Origin of the sequence: Loigolactobacillus zhaoyuanensis (assembly GCF_003946385.1) — a bacterium.
GTDB lineage: Bacteria > Bacillota > Bacilli > Lactobacillales > Lactobacillaceae > Loigolactobacillus > Loigolactobacillus zhaoyuanensis.
The window spans coordinates 25,792-43,700 of record NZ_RHOE01000018.1 but is presented as its reverse complement, the minus strand read 5'-3'; the positions used below and the strand labels follow the sequence as shown (position 1 = coordinate 43,700).

General features: G+C 45.6%; 17 protein-coding genes. 2 read left to right on the top strand and 15 right to left on the bottom strand.

The window, feature by feature from the left end:
• Positions 1–102: 102 nt before the first annotated feature.
• The 5 genes from EKM76_RS05655 to rpsP all read right to left on the bottom strand — a co-directional run bounded on the left by EKM76_RS05655 (position 103) and on the right by rpsP (position 3,005).
• Positions 103–972, bottom strand: coding sequence for an alpha/beta hydrolase (locus EKM76_RS05655; protein ID WP_125549727.1), 870 nt, complete (start codon positions 970–972; stop codon positions 103–105).
• A gap of 30 nt (positions 973–1,002) precedes the next feature.
• Entirely contained in the window at positions 1,003–1,740 is a 738-nt protein-coding gene (gene trmD, locus EKM76_RS05650; protein ID WP_125549726.1) for a tRNA (guanosine(37)-N1)-methyltransferase TrmD, read from the bottom strand.
• On the bottom strand, positions 1,730–2,260 hold the full coding sequence (gene rimM / locus EKM76_RS05645) for a ribosome maturation factor RimM (protein ID WP_125549725.1): 531 nt from the start codon (positions 2,258–2,260) through the stop codon (positions 1,730–1,732). The genes trmD and rimM overlap by 11 nt, the downstream gene beginning before the upstream one ends.
• A gap of 219 nt (positions 2,261–2,479) precedes the next feature.
• A complete protein-coding gene (locus tag EKM76_RS05640; protein ID WP_164507605.1) occupies positions 2,480–2,719 on the bottom strand; it encodes a KH domain-containing protein in 240 nt (79 codons plus the stop codon).
• 10 nt (positions 2,720–2,729) lie between these two features.
• Complete coding sequence (gene rpsP, locus EKM76_RS05635) at positions 2,730–3,005, bottom strand: 30S ribosomal protein S16 (protein WP_003680393.1); 276 nt, start codon at positions 3,003–3,005, stop codon at positions 2,730–2,732.
• 273 nt (positions 3,006–3,278) lie between these two features.
• On the opposite strand from rpsP, the gene EKM76_RS05630 reads away from it, so the two are divergent.
• Positions 3,279–3,482: a CsbD family protein gene (locus tag EKM76_RS05630; RefSeq protein ID WP_125549724.1), complete on the top strand. Its 204-nt coding sequence runs from the start codon at positions 3,279–3,281 to the stop codon at positions 3,480–3,482.
• A gap of 30 nt (positions 3,483–3,512) precedes the next feature.
• Here EKM76_RS05630 and ffh read toward each other — a convergent pair whose 3' ends face one another.
• Positions 3,513–4,949, bottom strand: a complete 1,437-nt coding sequence (gene ffh, locus EKM76_RS05625; RefSeq protein WP_125549723.1) for a signal recognition particle protein — start codon at positions 4,947–4,949, stop codon at positions 3,513–3,515.
• 33 nt (positions 4,950–4,982) lie between these two features.
• Complete coding sequence (locus EKM76_RS05620; RefSeq protein ID WP_125549722.1) at positions 4,983–5,324, bottom strand: putative DNA-binding protein; 342 nt, start codon at positions 5,322–5,324, stop codon at positions 4,983–4,985.
• 207 nt (positions 5,325–5,531) lie between these two features.
• Here EKM76_RS05620 and EKM76_RS05615 point away from each other — a divergent pair, with 207 nt between their 5' ends.
• Positions 5,532–5,858 carry a hypothetical protein gene (locus EKM76_RS05615; protein ID WP_125549721.1) on the top strand — a complete coding sequence of 109 codons (327 nt, stop codon included), beginning with the start codon at positions 5,532–5,534 and terminating at the stop codon, positions 5,856–5,858.
• Between the two features lie 35 nt (positions 5,859–5,893).
• Here the strand turns inward: EKM76_RS05615 and ftsY are convergent, their stop codons facing one another.
• The 8 genes from ftsY to EKM76_RS05575 all read right to left on the bottom strand — a co-directional run bounded on the left by ftsY (position 5,894) and on the right by EKM76_RS05575 (position 17,836).
• The gene (gene ftsY, locus EKM76_RS05610; RefSeq protein ID WP_125549720.1) at positions 5,894–6,910 is read right to left on the bottom strand and encodes a signal recognition particle-docking protein FtsY; all 1,017 of its coding nucleotides are present in this window, start codon (positions 6,908–6,910) and stop codon (positions 5,894–5,896) included.
• A gap of 30 nt (positions 6,911–6,940) precedes the next feature.
• A complete protein-coding gene (locus EKM76_RS05605; protein ID WP_125549719.1) occupies positions 6,941–7,750 on the bottom strand; it encodes a Cof-type HAD-IIB family hydrolase in 810 nt (269 codons plus the stop codon).
• A complete protein-coding gene (smc, locus tag EKM76_RS05600) occupies positions 7,747–11,304 on the bottom strand; it encodes a chromosome segregation protein SMC (protein WP_125549718.1) in 3,558 nt (1,185 codons plus the stop codon). Before smc ends, EKM76_RS05605 begins: the two co-directional genes overlap by 4 nt.
• A gap of 235 nt (positions 11,305–11,539) precedes the next feature.
• Positions 11,540–12,235 (bottom strand): ribonuclease III, encoded by a 696-nt coding sequence (gene rnc, locus EKM76_RS05595; RefSeq protein ID WP_125549717.1) that lies wholly within the window; start codon positions 12,233–12,235, stop codon positions 11,540–11,542.
• Positions 12,236–12,528: 293 nt separating this feature from the next.
• The gene (gene acpP / locus EKM76_RS05590; RefSeq protein WP_125549716.1) at positions 12,529–12,768 is read right to left on the bottom strand and encodes an acyl carrier protein; all 240 of its coding nucleotides are present in this window, start codon (positions 12,766–12,768) and stop codon (positions 12,529–12,531) included.
• A 219-nt stretch (positions 12,769–12,987) separates the two neighbouring features.
• Complete coding sequence (gene plsX, locus EKM76_RS05585; protein WP_125549715.1) at positions 12,988–14,010, bottom strand: phosphate acyltransferase PlsX; 1,023 nt, start codon at positions 14,008–14,010, stop codon at positions 12,988–12,990.
• Positions 14,011–14,033: 23 nt separating this feature from the next.
• On the bottom strand, positions 14,034–16,082 hold the full coding sequence (gene recG / locus EKM76_RS05580; RefSeq protein WP_125549714.1) for an ATP-dependent DNA helicase RecG: 2,049 nt from the start codon (positions 16,080–16,082) through the stop codon (positions 14,034–14,036).
• Positions 16,083–16,156: 74 nt separating this feature from the next.
• Entirely contained in the window at positions 16,157–17,836 is a 1,680-nt protein-coding gene (locus tag EKM76_RS05575; RefSeq protein WP_125549713.1) for a DAK2 domain-containing protein, read from the bottom strand.
• Positions 17,837–17,909 lie beyond the last annotated feature (73 nt).

Genomic DNA, 17,909 nt, shown 5'->3' with positions numbered 1-17,909 from the left:
CGACCGCGGCACTTAACCAACGGCCACGTAAACTATTTGGTTATAAATCAGCCAATGAATTCATGGCTGAGCAGCTACTCGCATGACCACCACCTAGACCACTTATAAGTGAAGTTTAGCAAGTGTTGCACTTGATTTGACAATTCGGGGTGGGTTCTTTTTATCCGGCCATAAAAAATTACCTGCCATCCGTCGAACCTGTGGATTACGACGAACGATCAAATGATGACTGGCTAAAGGCCCGCGGACCAAAACTTGGCGATAAGTCGAGAAGCGATCACCTAAAACCGGTACCAGTGACTTACTTGAAACGTTAGTCACCCGTGAATCAGTGCCGTTGCCGATGTTACCCATAATGCTTAGCACATGTACGCCTGGTGGAAAGTCTTTTTTAGCACGCATCAAATCACGATAGGCACTATGGCGAAATTTAGGGCGTCCATTAGCCAATAGCCGATTTTGTAGCGTATCGCCACGACCTAAAGCACCGTCAGCCGGTACCGAGATCAAAACAGCCCGCTTTAAAATCAGCGGGTGCCGCTGTCCGTATGCGATCAGTAAATCTAGGTTCCCGCGGGAATGAGCAAGTGCGTTAAAACTATCGATATGGTAACGTTGCTTCAGCTGGGTTAACAAATGATTGAGCCAAATCGCATTTTGTTGCCACGACGCCTTATTTTGCGCAAAAACCACCTTGATCATGGGATGTTGTAGATCAGGCCGCCAATCGCCAAAATATTGAATATGATTGGCCTTAATAACTGCGGTTAATGCGTAATGGCCGTCGTCGCGCTGTTCAGCATGATCGATAAAGTGATTATAGGTCCGTTTGCCAGCACCAAACCCGGCAATTAATAATGTTGGCCGCTGATAATGCACCTCAGCCGTCGCTTTATTTTGTGTATCCGTATAGAATAGACCCACCATTAACAACATGATAAGCGCACTAACGTAAGTGATTCGGCGCTGCATACGCTCACCTCCATCCAGTCGTAAAATTGGCTAATTTTCCTCGGCCTTGACCTCGGCGAGTAATTTTTGTTGCTGTTCGGTCAGTGTCACTTGTTGCAATAAATCCGGCCGGCGCAAATAAGTACGCCGCAAAGATTCCTTTTCCTGCCATTGGGCGATCAATTGATGATTGCCGTTAGTCAGTACTGCCGGCACCGCCATGCCGTCAAAATCGGCCGGCCGCGTGTATTGCGGATGCTCCAGTAAGCCATCAGAAAACGAATCATTTTCCGCGGAACTTTCATTGCCTAAAACGCCCGGCAACAAGCGCACCGTCGTATCGATCACCACCATTGCGCCTAGCTCACCGCCAGTTAACACGTAATCACCAAGCGAAATCTCATCGGTGACTAAATTACGGATCCGTTCATCATAACCTTCGTAGTGACCACAAATAAAGACTAAATGCTCGCTGGTCGCCAAATCGGCGGCCACACTTTGATCAAACTTTTTACCAGCCGGATCAAGTAAGATCACTCGTTTAGGACCAGGTTGCTTCTGTTCTAAGGCCTTCATTGCCGCAAAAATCGGCTGCGGCTTTAGCAGCATCCCTTCGCCGCCACCATAGGGATAATCGTCAACGGTGTGGTGTTTAACGTCATCAGAATAAGCACGAAAGTCAGTTACTTCGATATCCAATAAGTGGCGTTCCTGCGCTTTGCCGATGATCGATTGTTCCAATACACCGGTAAACATGCCTGGAAACAAGCTTAGCACATCAATCCGCATCGTCGATCAACCCTTCCGGTAAGTCCACTGTTGCTTGTTGTGTCGCTAGATCAACGTCTAAAACGACTTGCTTAAGGTAAGGTAGCAGCCAATCTTTTTTACCTGGCCGCGCCACCACCCAAACATCATTGGCGCCTGGACTAAGGATTTCCTTAACGGTACCTAAATCAGCGTTAGTGGCTTGATCAACGATCTTTAAGCCAATAATGTCGCGATAATAATAGCCTTCATCAGGTGCTAATTCCTGCCGATCATCACCGGCCACCAAAACGGTTTGCCCTTTTATCGGTTCGACTGCCGTTAAATCAGGCAATTCAACAAACGACAATAAATTGAAATTTTTATGCCGCCGATGGGTTTTGATCGTTAAGGCTTGTAGCTTACCTGCTGGTTGGATGTAAAGTTTACCACCTGGCTGAAACCGTTCAGCGGGAAAATCAGTCGTTGCCATTACCCGGACTTCGCCGCGAATGCCGTGAGTATTGACGATTTTACCGACTGTATAATATTTTTCGCTCATGCGTGATCCTTTCTATTTGAAGCGTGTTTAATTTTTTGGGGTTGGAAACGTGTTTATAAAGACAGCCTTTTCCGCTCAACTACGTTTAAAAAACGAGTCATTACATGACCCTTATTATTAAACTAGGTTGATACTCAAAGCCTAACCGTCTTTATAAACACTCTTCAAAAGAAAAACGCCACATAAAACATTACTGTCTTATTGAGGCGTTTAGCTGTTTTATTCAATAATGTTGAGCCGCACACGTTTGTTACCAGGTACTTTTACACTATAAACGATCGTTCTGATCGCCTGTGCCACTCGCCCTTGTTTACCAATGATGCGACCAATATCTTCATGGTTGACGCGTAGATCGTATTCGCGAAACCGCTCTGTGTCCCGCGTTGTGATCTCGATATCATCAGGATAGGTGACAAGTGGCTGAACAATCGTCATAATTAGTTCTTTCACATCTGTCATCGCTTAATCCTTATTTCTTAGCAAATTTTGCTTCGTGCAACTTTTGCATGATACCATGATTGGATAAAATATTCCGTACTGTATCAGAAGGTTGCGCACCTTTTTGTAACCAATCAAGGATTGTTTCTTCTTCTAATTTAACTTCGGCGGGATTAACTAATGGGTTATATGTGCCGACGGTTTCGATGAAACGGCCATCACGAGGTGAACGTGAGTCTGCCACAACGATACGGTAGAATGGGCGCTTTTTAGAACCCATACGCTTTAAACGAATTTTAACTGCCATTTCTGCACCTCCTTAACTTATTCAACGCTAATAAATATACCAGTTATTTGGACTGTTGTAAAGGTTTTTTTCTTTACAGGCTTAAAATGCTATTATATCAGCTTTTACGCCCAATAAAAGTTCACTTACCACTAAATTTTAGCATTATTATTTTATCAAAATAACATCATAAATACCAATGTAAGCCAAGTAGCTGCATATTAGTCGCACTAAACTGCAGAACTTGCGATAATTAATTTAAGAACAAACCACACACGGAGAGGAGCCTAACTTATGGCAAGTAAACTAGATAAGCTAAAAGGCAAAGTAAAAGAAACAACCGGTAAAATCGTGGACAACGACGAACTGACCGCTAAAGGCCAAAAGCAACAGGATCAGGCCAAAGCCAAAGAAGCCGCAAAGCACCTGGCTGAAGATAAAACCCAAGACAAACGGGCAAAAATTCAAAAAGATGCCATTGATGACGCTAAAAAGTAAAGGAGTTGCCACTGGCAACTCCTTTTTATATTACTTACGGCGTTTGCGTGCTTGTTTAAGTCGTTTTTGTTTATCTTTCTTTTGCTTACGCACCATTGAGCCCATCGCCATTTTACCGAGTTTGCCGGACATGCCTTGACCAAACATTTGATCCATTCCGTCAAAGTTACCGTTGGACATCTTACTCATCATTTTACGCGATTCTTTAAATTGTTTGATCATCCGATTAACTTCTTGGATCGGCCGGCCAGCACCTGCTGCGATCCGGCGACGACGACTTGGATTCAATAAATCTGGATCAGTGCGTTCAGCTGGCGTCATTGAGGAAACGACCGCCTTCATGTGGCCCGTTTCTTTAGGCCCCATTTGAATTTGATCCAAACCAGGAACATTATTCATCCCCGGCATCATTTTCAAAATATCTTGGATCCCACCCATTTTTTGGACTTGATCCAATTGGTCGATAAAATCATTGAAGTCAAAGGTGTTCTCCTGCATTTTTTCGGCTAATTTATTGGCTTTTTCTTCGTCATAGTCAGTTTGAGCTTTTTCGATCAGCGTCAGCATGTCACCCATACCGAGAATTCGATCCGCCATCCGATCTGGATGGAACACATCTAAGTCAGTCAACTTTTCGCCTTGACCAGTGAATTTAATTGGCTTACCGGTAACGGCGCGAATTGAAAGTGCCGCCCCACCACGTGTATCGCCGTCTAATTTAGTTAAAACGACCCCCGTGATATCCAGTTGTTGATTGAAACTTTCAGCCACATTAACCGCATTTTGCCCCGTCATTGCGTCGACAGTCAGTAAAATTTCGCTAGGCTGTGCGAGTTCCTTAATATCAGCCAATTCCTGCATTAATTTCTCATCGATTTGTAAACGGCCGGCGGTATCAATGATCACGTAATCATTTTTATTTTCCACTGCTTGGGCTAATCCTTGGCGAACAATCTCGCGCGGATCAACATCGGTGCCTAATTCAAATACTGGCGCACCGACTTGTTGCGCCACAACTTGTAACTGCTCGATCGCCGCTGGCCGGTAAACATCGGCCGCGATAAATAAGGGCCGCGCTTGGTCATTTTCTTTCAAGCGATAAGCTAATTTGCCGGCGGTCGTCGTTTTACCAGCCCCTTGTAGCCCAACCATCATGATGATCGTCGGAATATGCGGTGACTTGTTGAGTGCCGTGGCTTCTTCGCCCATGACCTTGGTCAGTTCTTCATCAACGATTTTAACGATTTGTTGCGCTGGCGTTAAACTTTCCAGCACTTCTGAACCAATCGCCCGTTCACGCACTGTTTTAACAAAATCCTTAACTACGCCAAAGTTAACATCGGCTTCCAGCAACGCCAAACGAATTTCACGCATGGCTTCGCGAACATCAGTCTCCGAAATTTTACCTTTACGGCGTAATTTGCTCATTGCATTTTGTAAACGTTCAGTTAAACCCTCAAATGCCATTTATTTCACCCTCTAGTTTTTTTAGTGACCTAATTAGTCAGCTTCATCCTGCTCTAATTCATTGATCAACTGCATTAATTGCTGGTCCTGTGCGTAGTGTTGCTGCCCGTAAGCCAGTAAACGATCCGTTGCATTATTACGGACCTGAAAGTTTTGATAGAGCTGCAATTTTTGTTCATAATCTTCTAAAATTTTTTCTGTCCGTTTTATATTATCATAAACAGCCTGCCGACTAACATTGAATTCTTCAGCAATTTCCCCTAATGAATAATCATCGGCGTAATAAAGCTGCAGGTAATGATATTGTTTTTTAGTCAATAACGGCGCATAAAATTCAAATAACGAATTAACTCGATTATTTTTTTCGATTTCCATTTTAAACCTCAGTATTTCATTTTCTGCATACTTATTAAGCGTAACCTAAGCCGATTGTAAAATCAATTATCTTGAGACTGATTTTACTGTTATGTGTAAACATTAACAATTTTCACTGCTTTTTTAGCGATAATCTGCTAAAATAAAATTAATCGTACTACGTGGTTTTTTGGCCTCGTAGTAACGGCTTCAAAGGAGGTTATTTTAATGGTACCTGTTATTATTTATTGGGGCGCCGTTCTGGTATTAGCCATTTGGTTGATCTGGAACGTCGGTTTTTCACTCAAATATTTAGCTAATGGTGAGCGTGGTAATTTATGGGCGTTCATGTTGCTAAATATCTTTGCACTCATTGCTGGTTTATTAGTCGTTTGGGCTTATGGTGATAACGGCTTTATCAGTTGGGCCTTAGGTTCAGCTTCCAGTAAAGTCCCACAAACTGGTTGGCTCGGTATTAACAATTGGATCAACGTCGTTTTGATCGTTGTTCAATTCTTCCTTGGCCGTGTTCGCGCGCCAGAAGCAGCAAAATAGTAAGTAAAAAGATCGTGCCTGCGCACGATCTTTTTTTAATCGGTTTTTTCTGCCGTATCTTCCGGTTGGATCAAATCTTTGAACAAACCGTAAACAAACGCATTGGCGTCAAATGGTTGCAAGTCATCGATCTGTTCACCTAAGCCAACTAATTTAACTGGCACATCCAACTCGCTGCGGATCGCCAGCACGATCCCACCTTTAGCCGTACCGTCTAATTTCGTTAGCACGATCCCCGTTACATCAGTGGTTTCTTTAAACTGTTTAGCTTGGATCAACGCATTTTGGCCAGTGGTCGAATCCAGCACCAACAACACCTCTTGCGGCGCATCAGGAATCTCCCGGGTAATGACCCGCTTGATTTTCTCTAATTCATTCATTAAATTAACTTTATTCTGCAAACGGCCAGCCGTATCAACTAATAGCACGTCATCATGGTCACGCTTGGCCTTTTGTACCGCATCATAAACTACTGCTGCGGGATCACTTTGCGCTTTACCAGCCACAACTGGCACGTCAGCGCGCTCGCCCCAAACTTTCAATTGCTCGATCGCCCCAGCACGGAAAGTATCAGCGGCCGCCAGCACAACTTTTTTGCCTTCTTCTTTGTACTGATGCGCCAGCTTGCCGACCGTGGTGGTTTTACCCACACCGTTAACGCCGACAAATAGGATCACCGTTGGGCCGTCAGTGGCAAAATTAATCGTGTTATCCTCGTCAACGCCTTCAGCTTCGTAAATATTGACCAATTTTTCGACAATGGTCTGCGCCACTTCTTGCTGACTTTTTGCGTTCCGTAATTTAACTTCATCACGTAACTCATCGCTGATCTTGACCGCCATTTCATAGCCGACGTCGGCGCCGATCAAAGTCTCTTCCAGATCATCAAAGAAATCTTCATCCACCGTCCGGAAATTGGCAAATAATGCGTTCAACCGATCGCCAAATGTTTTGCGGCTTTTTTCTAAGCCTTTATCATACTTTTCTTCAGCAGCCGTTTCCTCTGGCTTAGCGCCACCAAATGCCTGCTTAATCTTATCAAATAAACCCATAGTCGCACTCCTCACTCAACAAATTCGGTTTTATAAATTGAAATAGTCTTGTAAAAAACGAGCCACACCATCTTGATCATTATTCACGGTCGTTATCCGTTCAGCGGCGGCCTTGATTTCTGGCACACCGTTGCTCATTGCTACGCCGACTCCGGCTGCTTGCAGCATCGACAGATCATTGAGTTGATCGCCAAACGCCATCAAATTCGCCCGCTGCCAGCCAAAACGCTGTAGCAACACATCTAGCGCAGTCGCCTTAGTTACCGTTGTGGGACTAAATTCCAACAAATTAGTGCGCGATGAAGCGACGTTAAAGGTCGTCGCTAATTGCGCCGGTAACTGTAGTTGGCCTTGCACTAACCGCTCATGGTCAGCGGCAACGACTGCCTTACTATAGTTTAAATCATTCGGTAAGCTAGTGAAAGTCTGGGGGATAAATTTTAAATTCGGATTCATTTGCTGATAGAGTGATGGTGCTAATTCAGTCAGTGGATAGACTTGTTCAAAGTCCAAAACATCCAGCGGCCAATTGACTTGCTGAGCAAACGCCACCAATGGCGTTAAGCTCTGTTTCGTCAAACTGTGCTGCGCCAAAATTTTTTTCGTCGCCACCTGTTGAACCAATGCGCCGTTAAAAGTCACCACGTAATTATTGACACCGGTGAGTTCTAATAGCGCCAGATAACGCCAGATTGCGTTGATCGGCCGGCCAGTACACAACACTAATTGTACATCCCGCGCCGCCAACTGCTGCAAAATCGTTATCGTTGCTGGTGCTAGTTCCTTGGCATCATTTAACAGTGTCCCATCCAGATCAAAAGCAATCATATGAATACTCATGCGTGCGCCTCCTGCTTATCCGTTGCTAATTCCACTGATACCATGTGCGAAACGCCTGATTCTTGCATTGCGACGCCAAACAACACATCCATCGCCATCATTGTCCCTTTGCGGTGCGTGATCACAACGAATTGCGTCTGTTGGTCGTAACGCTGCAAAAAGCGACCAAAGCGCTCGACATTAGCTTCATCCAATGCAGCTTCAACTTCATCTAAAATACATAACGGAACTGGCCGCACGTTAATGATTGCAAACAACAACGTAATCGCGGTCAGCGCCCGTTCACCACCAGATAATAAACTTAATTGTTGTAACTTTTTGCCTGGTGGCTGCGCGGTAATTTCAATGCCAGTGGTCAGTAGGTCAGCGGGGTTGGTTAAACTCAAGCTGGCTTGACCACCGCCAAACATTTGTGGGAAAATTTCTGCAAATGCTTTGGCCGTTGCGTCAAAGGTCGCTTTAAAGCGCAGGCTGACTTCCTGATCCATTTCCGTCATGGTGGTCGTCAATTGCTCACGGGCACTTAATAAGTCGCCTCGCTGCGCTAACAGGAACTCATAGCGTTGGCTGACACGCTCGTACTCGGCAATGGCGCCTAAATTGACCTCGCCTAGATCAGCTAACCCTAATTTAAGTAATTTTTGTTGCTGCTGCAATTTCGCTTGATCAGTGGTCAATGCTGCTACTTTTGCCGCCTCAAAACTCAAACTATAATCACTTTCCAACTGTGCCAAAGCTTGATTCAAACTTTCGTTCAGATTAGTTAGCGTAGTTTCGATTCGTTGTTGCGCGGCAGTTTGTTGTTGATAACCAGTTTGCGCATGCGCCAGTTGCTGCTCCTGCTGTTGCAAAGTAGCGGACAATTGCTCACGGGCAGCTTTGACCGACTTGATCTCAGCATCAATTTGCTTTAATTGCTTGGCCGCTCGTACTAAATCAGCCGCGTTGCTGGCGTGATCTTGCGTTTGCAAACTCAATTGTTGGGTCAATTGAGCGGCTTGCTGCTGATCACGGACAATTGCTGCCTGCAAGGTGCTTTGCTGTTCAACATGCTGTCGATTAGTCTGTTGGCGCTGCTTTTGTTTTTCCTGAGCCACAGCTAAATCAGTTTGCGCTTGTTGCCGCTGAGTGGCCGTAGCAGCCTGATTAGATTGCCAACTAGCCAACTGTGCCTGTTTAGCGGCTAGATCAGCCTGGATTTGTTTAATGGCCGCATCGATTTGTTTGGTTTGCTGCTGATTGGCCGTTTGTTTTTGTTGATGCTCAGCAACGGCATCCGATTGTTGTTGATTATCGAAATTAGCGGCGGTTTGTTCCCGATCTAATTGGGTTTGCTGCCGGGCTAAATCCTTTAAAACAGCCTGATTCTCTAATTCTTGTTGGGTCAGCTTTTTTAATTGTTGCTCAGCCGCCGTCGATTGTTGCGTCGCATCATCGATTTGCTGCTTTAGCGTCTGTAACGCTTGTTCCTTAGTCGCTAATTGTGCCTTCATTTTAGCCAATTGCGCCACTAGATCGCGTTGTTCTTGTTCGCGCACCAGCAAGCCATTTTGCTTGGTTTTACCGCCACCAGTCATTGCGCCCCCTGGATTAAGGATGTCGCCTTCCAAGGTCACAATGCGGACACGATGCTGCAAAATAGCCGCTAACTTGATCGCCGCTGCTAAATCAGTGGCGATAACGATGCGGCCGAGTAAATGGCGCATCACGTTAGCGTGGGCCGGCGCGAATTGAACAAGATCAGCGGCGACGCCAATAAAGCCAGGTTGGTCGGCTAGTTGCTGCTGTTGCATACTGCTTAGTTGTTGCGGCTGCATCACTGCCAATGGTAAAAAGGTGGCGCGGCCTAGATGCTGCTGTTTCAAATAGGCGATACTACGCTTACCCGCCGCTTCATCAGCCACGACCACGGCTTGTAATTGATTGCCTAAAATGGCCTCCAGTGCCTGATTGTATTTTGGCGGCACAGTCAGTAATTCCGCAACGGCACCGACCACGCCAGCTAGTTGGCCCTTGTGCTTGAGAATGCTACGCACACCAGCATAAAAGCCGCTGTAATCGTCCTTCATCTCCGCCAAACTAGCCTGCTTAGCTTCACCTTTTTGCATGATTGCTAATGCTTGGTACCACTGCTGCTGTTGCTGATCATATTGCTGCTGATTTTGTTGCAATTGCGTTTGTAATTTTTGTTGTTGTTGCTGAATTTGTTGCTGCGCTTGATCCAGCTTAGTCGCTGTTGCTTGCGCAGTCGTTCGTTGTTCAGCTAGCTCAGTTATCCGTTGCTTTAGTGCCGCGGCAGCAGCCTGCTGCTTTTGATCTTGTACCTGAGTTTGTTTTTGTTCGCGCTCTAAATAAACGGCCTCATTGTGCAACGTCGTTTGTTGTTGCAGCTGATCAATATATTGTTGGCGTAAGTCTTCCACAGCGCGTTTGATTGTTGCCTCATCGACTTGTTGTGCCTGGGTATAGTTTTTAACCAGCTGCTGTTTTTGCTGTAGATCTGTATCCGCCTGTTGTAGCGCCGTTTTTTCTGTGGCGATCACTTGCTGTAACTCATTTAATTGCTGTTGCTGTTTTTTTAGTTCTGCGGTGAGTTCGGCCAACTTATCTTGTGCCACCTGCCGCCGTTCACCAGCTAATTCAGCTTGGCCGGATAGTTCAGCTTGCTGCTTGGTGATCCGCAGCTGATCTTGCTGCAACGTATCCAGCCGCTGCGTGTTTTTTTGCTGCTGGGCTTTCTGCGCCGTGACTTTAGCTTGAAATTCAGTTTGATTGCGTTGGGCCAACACCACATTTTCTTGTGCAGTTTTTAAAGCTTGTTGCTGGGTCTGTTTTGTTGCCACTTTAGACTCGATCTGTCGCACTAATAATGTTTTGGTGATTTCATCTAACTGTTTCTTTTGCTGTAAGTAATCTTTAGCTAAGCTACTTTGTTCCTTTAACGGCTCAACCTGTTGCGCTAATTCAGCGATAATATCGGAAACACGGTGCAGATTATCGGCGGTGGCCAGTAACTGACTGTCAGCTTCTTTTTTACGTTGTTTATATTTGACGACACCGGCAGCTTCTTCAATTATACCGCGGCGATCCTCCGGTTTACTGTTAAAGATCGCGGCAATTTTTCCCTGTGAAATAATGGAAAAGGATTCTCGCCCAAGGCCAGAATCCATAAATAAATTAACGATATCCTTTAAGCGACAACTTTTTTGATTCAAATAAAAAGCCGAAGTCCCATCACGATACAAAACTCGCGTGACGCTGATCTGATCATAATCTGACTTCAACTGATGATCTTGATTATCAAATTCTAAAGTCACTTCGGCGCGGTTTAGTGGCTTACGCTCACTAGAGCCGGCAAAAATAATATCCGGCATTTTTCCGCCACGAAGGCTTTTAGCCGACTGTTCGCCTAAGGCCCAACGAATGGCCTCGGTAATATTACTTTTCCCGCTACCATTAGGGCCAACGATACCCGTAATCCCGTGATCAAATTTGATCACAGTTTTATCGGCGAAGGATTTGAAACCATTGATTTCTAATGTTTTAAGCTCCACACTGTTAGCTCCTTTTCGTTGATTATGTTATTTTGCTGAAGCAAAATAATTATTCTCAAGACGGATGTCTTTGCTATGCTTTAACTTGGCGAATTTTGCCTTAGTTAAATAGACAACGCCCGTAACCTCTAGCTTATTAGTGTTCTTAGCTAATAAGCTAACATTATTGTGAAGCAGTGCTCGCTACGTTGCAAAGTGCGCAACTAGTCGCACAGGCTCCTTTTCGTTGTTAAGGTTATTTTTGCTGCAGTTTACGCAATGCGACTTCCGCGGCAACTTGCTCGGCGGCTTTTTTCGTGTGGCCAGTCCCTTGACCTAATACTTGATCATGGGCCACCACTTCAACTGTAAACTGGGCATCATTGGCTGGGCCAGCTTCTGCAATTAAGCGATACGTGATCTCGACTTCACCATCTTTTTGCAAAAATTCTTGCAAGTTGGTTTTGTGATCCATCACGTATGAAAAGTCGCCGCGCTCAACTTTAGGAAAAACAACTTGGGCGACAAAACGCTGAACTGCAGCCTTGCCTTGATCTAAATACAACGAGCCAACAAAGCTTTCAAAAATATCACATAATAGCGAATTCCGATCACGGGCACCGTTTTTTTCTTCACCCTTACCAAGTTTGATGTAACGATCAAAGTGGCATTCACGAGCAAAAGCACTAAAACTATCCTCACAGACAATTGCCGCGCGTAACCGGGTCAATTTACCTTCAGGATAATTGGGGTACTTTTTATATAGATATTCGGAAACGGTCAATTCCATTACCGCATCACCGAGAAATTCGATTCGCTGGTAATCCTGCAGCTTTAGATTGGGATGCTCATTAACGTATGACGATTGCGTAAACGCCTCTGATAACAGATCAACGTTTTGGTAGACAATGCCAAATTTGGCACGTAACTCATTTAAAAATTCTTGCTCCACAACGGGGCTCCTTTCAAATTCACAATACAAAAACAGTAAGCAGTCTGGGTTTACGAACACGCGCTCAACTAATAACCGACTCGGTTGGATCTGGAAGTTATCGCTAGCTTAATTTTCACAATTGCGCCAACGTAAATACTTTCCAGGCCATCCCAGTCCCATTTAACACACCTGCGTATTATACAGGTTTTCATCATAAAAGACTAGCACCTGTCACGGCGAAATAAAGGCACATTACGGGTAAAAAAATAGATCAGCGCTATTCAACGGAATAACGCCGATCCATGATCTACTTATTGATGATTTTTAACGTAGTTCACAGCGTCGCCCACTGTGGCTAACTTTTCTGCATCTTCATCCGAAATCTCAGCACCAAATGTATCTTCTAGTTCTAAGATAAATTCGACAATGTCAATTGAGTCAGCGTTTAAATCTTTCTTAAAATCAAGCGTCATGCTGACCTTATCAGCTGATACCTCAAAGCGCTCCTCGATCAATTGCGCGATTTTATCGTAGATCTCCTGCTCAGACATCTAATCCCCCCTTGCTTGGTCGTGGTGACGACCAATAATTTTGCGCCGGACAAATCAAATTCGTCGCTGCTTATTTATTAATACACTTCAAATGTAGATTGCTGGTAGGCTGAATTTAGGCAGCGCTAAAACCGCGCCGCAGCCCTTTTCTGTACTAGTAATCACTTTTAAGGTTCAAATAGTAGTGTAATGGTTTTGTTCGTCGTTGTCTAGCCCAATTTAGTCGTTTTTTTCTGGCCGCTTAGCTAACTCGTTACGACTAAAATAATCAACTACATCTGCGACCACATTTTTTTCAAGCATATCATGAATTTGGCTGATCGTGTAATAGACGGCTTCCGGACTGGCGGTACCGTGCGTTTTCACCACTGGTGCCTTTAAACCGAGCAAAACCGCGCCACCATAGCGTGAATATTCAAATTTATCACGTAGCGAGCCTAAGCTGCCTTTAAGCAGCGCACCACCAAGTTTAGCCTTAATGCCGCCTTCCATGATCGTTTCTTTCAACAAATGCAGAATCGTCATTGAAGTGCCTTCAATGGTTTTTAACGCAGCGTTACCCGTGAAACCATCGGTAATGATCACGTCCGCTCGCCCATTCAACAGCTCGCGGGCCTCAATATTGCCAATAAAATTGAAATCTTTTTCAGCAGCGATCAATTGATAGGCTGCCTTATGCGTCAAATCCCCTTTGTCCGCTTCGGTACCATTATTCAATAAAGCTAGGCGTGGCCGTTCGATGCCGCGCATATTCTTGGCGTAGTAATTACCTAAAACAGCAAATTGATACAAGTTTTCTGGCTTGCTATCGGCATTGGCGCCAATATCCAAAATGTTAAACTGCCCGCCAGTGCGGAAGTCAGGCATTGTTGGCATTAAACCTGGTCGATCAATACCCTTGATACGGCCAATGATAAATAGGCCAGCCGCCAACAGCGCGCCCGTACTACCGGCAGAAAAAATTGCATCAGCTTCACCGGCTTTGACCGCTTGCGCAGCCACCACCATTGAGGCATCTTTTTTACGGCGGACAGCACGCACTGGTTCTTCGTCAGCCAGAATTTCTTCACTGGTTGCCACTACCGTTATCCGCTGTTCGTTTTTGAGTTCAGCCCGAACTTTGGCTTCATCGCCATAGAGCAAAAATTCAATGTCGGGAAATTGGTCGCGCGCTCGTTCAACACCAGCGACGATCGTAGTTGGGCCATTGTCGCCGCCCATGGCATCTACTGCAATTTTCATGACTTATTCCTCCGTTTTCTCGCTTAATCTAAATTCTGATAGTTTTGCTCCTGCGCGTCTAAATAGGCGGCTAGCACTTTATTCGCCGGCTGTTGCTGCCAATCTGCAGTCATGACCAACGTTTGTGCTTCAATTTGTGCAGCTTCTAACGCCCGGTAATCGGCCACTGGATCGGCCACCTTAAATTCAGGCATCCCCGATTGCTTTTCGCCGAGCACATCGCCAGGTCCGCGCAACTCGAGATCTTTCTGCGACACCTGGAAACCGTCATTGGTCGCCACCATCGTTTCCATCCGCTCGATCCCATTTTGATTTTTAGGATCAGCCACCAATATACAAAATGATGCGGCCTGACCACGACCAATACGACCACGCAACTGATGTAACTGCGACAAACCAAAACGATCCGCATCAAAGATCAACATCGCCGTCGCATTCGGCACATCGACACCAACTTCGATCACTGTCGTCGCCACCAAAACTTGAAATTGGTTCGCTTTAAACGCCTGCATCACTTGATCTTTTTCATCGTTCTTCAATTGACCATGCAGTAATCCGACTTGGTAGGTCGGCGCAAAAGCAGCTTGCATTTTTGTGAAAACGGCCTGGGCATTTTTTAGATCCATACTTTCAGATTCCTCGATCAACGGCGTCACAATATACGCCTGGCTGCCTTTAGCCAGTTCCGTTTCGATAAAACTTAGCGCATTCGCCACTTGATTGCTGCGAACCCAGCTGGTTTTGATCGGGATCCGCCCGGCTGGTAACTCATCAATGGTCGATACATCCATTTCACCAAACGCCGTGATCGCCAAAGTCCGTGGAATTGGCGTCGCGGTCATCGCTAAAATATCTGGCCGATAACCCTTTTGCCGCAGCACCCGGCGCTGGTTCACGCCAAAACGGTGCTGTTCGTCGGTGATGGCTAACCCTAGCTTGGCAAAGTCGACGCCCGTTTGGATCAACGCGTGGGTCCCGATGATCATATCGATTTTTCCAGCGGCCAAATCGCTAAGGATCGCTTGGCGCGCTTTGCCTTTGATCGACCCAGTTAATAATGCCACCTGGACATCAAAATCAGCAAATAATTGTTGTAGGTTTTTATAATGCTGCTCGGCTAATATTTCGGTAGGCGCCATCAAAGCAGTTTGATAACCCGCCGTGATCGCCGCGTACATGACCAGCGCCGCGACGATCGTTTTACCACTACCAACGTCACCTTGCAAAAGCCGATTCATGTGCTGCGGGCTTTTTAGATCGCGACAAATTTCGTTGACCACCCGTTTTTGAGCTTTGGTCAATTCAAACGGTAAAGTCTGAATGAAGGCGCGCAATTTTTGATTATCATAATGTATAGCCAAACCTTGTTCTGGCGCCTGCTCACGCTTTTTCAACAGTTGGATCGCCATTTGGAATAAGAAAAATTCTTCAAAAATCGCGGTCCGCCGTGCAGCGTCAGCCTCAGCTTGCGTTTTGGGAAAATGCATCCCGTGGATCACTTGCTGTTCTGTGACCAGCCGATACTTGGTGATCAAAGCTGGCGGTAGCACGTCGACGATCAAATCAGCGTAATCATCATAAGCCGCGCGAATTAATTTAACTAAGGTCGTCTGATGAATACTTTTGGAAACACTATAGATCGAAGCAAACTCAGGACTGACATCGTTTTTGATCGCTAAGACTTTCATGCCGGTCATGCTTTTGCGCTTAGCATCCCATTTGCCATAAACGGCAACTTCAGCGCCGGTGTCAAATTTATCCTTAAGCCATGGTTGATTGAAAAAAGTCACCACAATTGCGGCGTGGTCGATCAATAAGCGCACGTTGAGCCGATTTTTGCCGCGGCCAAAGCGACTCACAACTGGCGGCGCCACCACGATCCCTTTTAAGGTCACTTTTTCTTGATCGATCACTTCATCAAGCGCTTTGACCTTTAAATCGTCGTAGCGAAACGGGAAATAATGCAATAGATCATTGATCGTTTCAATTTTCAGCTCATGCAACGCTTGTAATTTTTTGGGACCGACGCCGGGCAGCACTGCCACTGAATCAAGTAAACTTTTACTGGTCATTTCCCTACACCACCTTTATGCCACACAATAAACAAACAAGCTGCGGCACTTACCCCAGCTTGTTACTAAATAAATTACTCAACAGAAACTAAATAAGGATAAACTGGCTGGCCGCCATCATGTAATTCAACTTCAAGCTCGTCATCCGCAGCCATTACTGCATCGGCAATCGTTTGCGCTTCCTGCCGAGTGCCGCCTTCACCGATCAAAATCGTGACGATCTCACTGTCTTCATTCAGCATCGCTTTGATCATATTGATCGTGGCTTGTGCCCGTGTAGTGTCAGTCACCTTGATTTTACCGTCAATGATCCCCATATAGTCATCGCGCTTGATCGCCAAGCCATCAATGGTCGTGTCGCGAATCGATTGCGTGACTTGCCCACTGACTACATCGTTCAAGCCAGCCGTCATTTGTTCCTGATTATCCGTTAAGGAGTTGTCCGGGTTAAATGACAATAGCGCCGTCATCCCTTGCGAAATCGTCTTACTAGGCACAATTTCGACTGGAATATCCGCAACTTTGGCTGCTTCCTGCGCCGCTAAAATAATGTTGCCGTTATTCGGTAAAATAATCGCTTTTTTAGCGTTAGCCGCCGTAATGGCATCAACAATGTCTTGCGTGCTTGGATTCATCGTTTGACCACCATTTAAGATCGTGGTTGCGCCTAGACTCTTGAATAGCGTGCCGACACCTTTACCAGAAGCAATCGCGATGATGCCGTAATCAACTGGTTCCTGATTTTCAGCATTTTCCGCTTCGTTGGCTTGGTCCTGTTCTAAAATAGTTTCGTGCTGCAAACGCATGTTATCAATTTTAATTTTCAACATGGAGCCGTATTGACGGCCGTAAGCTAAAACGGTACCTGGATGTTCTGTATGCACATGGACTTTAACAACTTCATCGTCGTTAACCACTAATAGTGAATCGCCGATCCCATCTAAATGGTTACGGAACGCTTCATAATCAAAAGTCGCCGTCGCACCAGCTTCGCCTAAGCCGACCATCATTTCTGTACAGTAACCGAAAGTAATATCCTCGGTGGCTAACTGACTCTGAACGCTTTGGTGATGCATCGCATTAACCATTTCGTCCATTTCTGAATCATCAGGTTGGTAAGTATCATCCGCGACCACGTCACCGGATAAGCCTTCTAAAAAGCCTTCATAAATGAAAACTAAGCCTTGACCACCCGAATCAACAACGCCGACTTCTTTTAAAACAGGTAATAGATCAGGCGTTTTCGCCAGCGCTTTTTTAGCGGCGGTCACCACTGCCTGCAAAATAACTACCGCATCAGTGGTTTCCTTACTTTGCTTATTAGCTGCCCGCGCTGCTTCACGTGCCACCGTCAAAATAGTTCCCTCAACGGGCTTCATCACTGCCTTATAGGCCGTCTCGACGCCGCTCATCAATGCTGCCGTCAAATCTTGAGCGGTCAGTACCTCTTTACCGGCAACGCTACTAGCAAAGCCGCGGAAAACTTGCGATGTGATCACGCCAGAATTACCGCGGGCACCCATTAATAGTCCTTTGGCCAATGACTGTGCCAATTCACCAACGGATTTAGCGTTGGATTCATTCACTGCCTTGGCACCACTACCAAAAGATAGACTCATATTTGTTCCCGTGTCACCATCGGGCACTGGGAAAACATTCAATGAATTAACAAACTCGGCGTTTTTAGTCAGCCGGTGGGCGCCGATCCGCACCATATCTTGAAATTTCGCTGCCGTTATTTCTGTTACTTCCAAAACTGATCCTCCTCTACTTCACGAACAGGGTTTATTAATTAACTTAGAACCGTTAATTAATTTCTATGTTGCG

Coding starts and splice junctions, on each gene's coding strand:
- EKM76_RS05655 (WP_125549727.1), bottom strand. CDS start 972: ATGCAGCGCCGAATCACTTACGTTAGTGCGCTTATCATGTTGTTAATG.
- trmD (WP_125549726.1), bottom strand. CDS start 1,740: ATGCGGATTGATGTGCTAAGCTTGTTTCCAGGCATGTTTACCGGTGTA.
- rimM (WP_125549725.1), bottom strand. CDS start 2,260: ATGAGCGAAAAATATTATACAGTCGGTAAAATCGTCAATACTCACGGC.
- EKM76_RS05640 (WP_164507605.1), bottom strand. CDS start 2,719: ATGACAGATGTGAAAGAACTAATTATGACGATTGTTCAGCCACTTGTC.
- rpsP (WP_003680393.1), bottom strand. CDS start 3,005: ATGGCAGTTAAAATTCGTTTAAAGCGTATGGGTTCTAAAAAGCGCCCA.
- EKM76_RS05630 (WP_125549724.1), top strand. CDS start 3,279: ATGGCAAGTAAACTAGATAAGCTAAAAGGCAAAGTAAAAGAAACAACC.
- ffh (WP_125549723.1), bottom strand. CDS start 4,949: ATGGCATTTGAGGGTTTAACTGAACGTTTACAAAATGCAATGAGCAAA.
- EKM76_RS05620 (WP_125549722.1), bottom strand. CDS start 5,324: ATGGAAATCGAAAAAAATAATCGAGTTAATTCGTTATTTGAATTTTAT.
- EKM76_RS05615 (WP_125549721.1), top strand. CDS start 5,532: ATGGTACCTGTTATTATTTATTGGGGCGCCGTTCTGGTATTAGCCATT.
- ftsY (WP_125549720.1), bottom strand. CDS start 6,910: ATGGGTTTATTTGATAAGATTAAGCAGGCATTTGGTGGCGCTAAGCCA.
- EKM76_RS05605 (WP_125549719.1), bottom strand. CDS start 7,750: ATGAGTATTCATATGATTGCTTTTGATCTGGATGGGACACTGTTAAAT.
- acpP (WP_125549716.1), bottom strand. CDS start 12,768: ATGTCTGAGCAGGAGATCTACGATAAAATCGCGCAATTGATCGAGGAG.
- plsX (WP_125549715.1), bottom strand. CDS start 14,010: ATGAAAATTGCAGTAGATGCCATGGGCGGCGACAATGGCCCAACTACG.
- recG (WP_125549714.1), bottom strand. CDS start 16,082: ATGACCAGTAAAAGTTTACTTGATTCAGTGGCAGTGCTGCCCGGCGTC.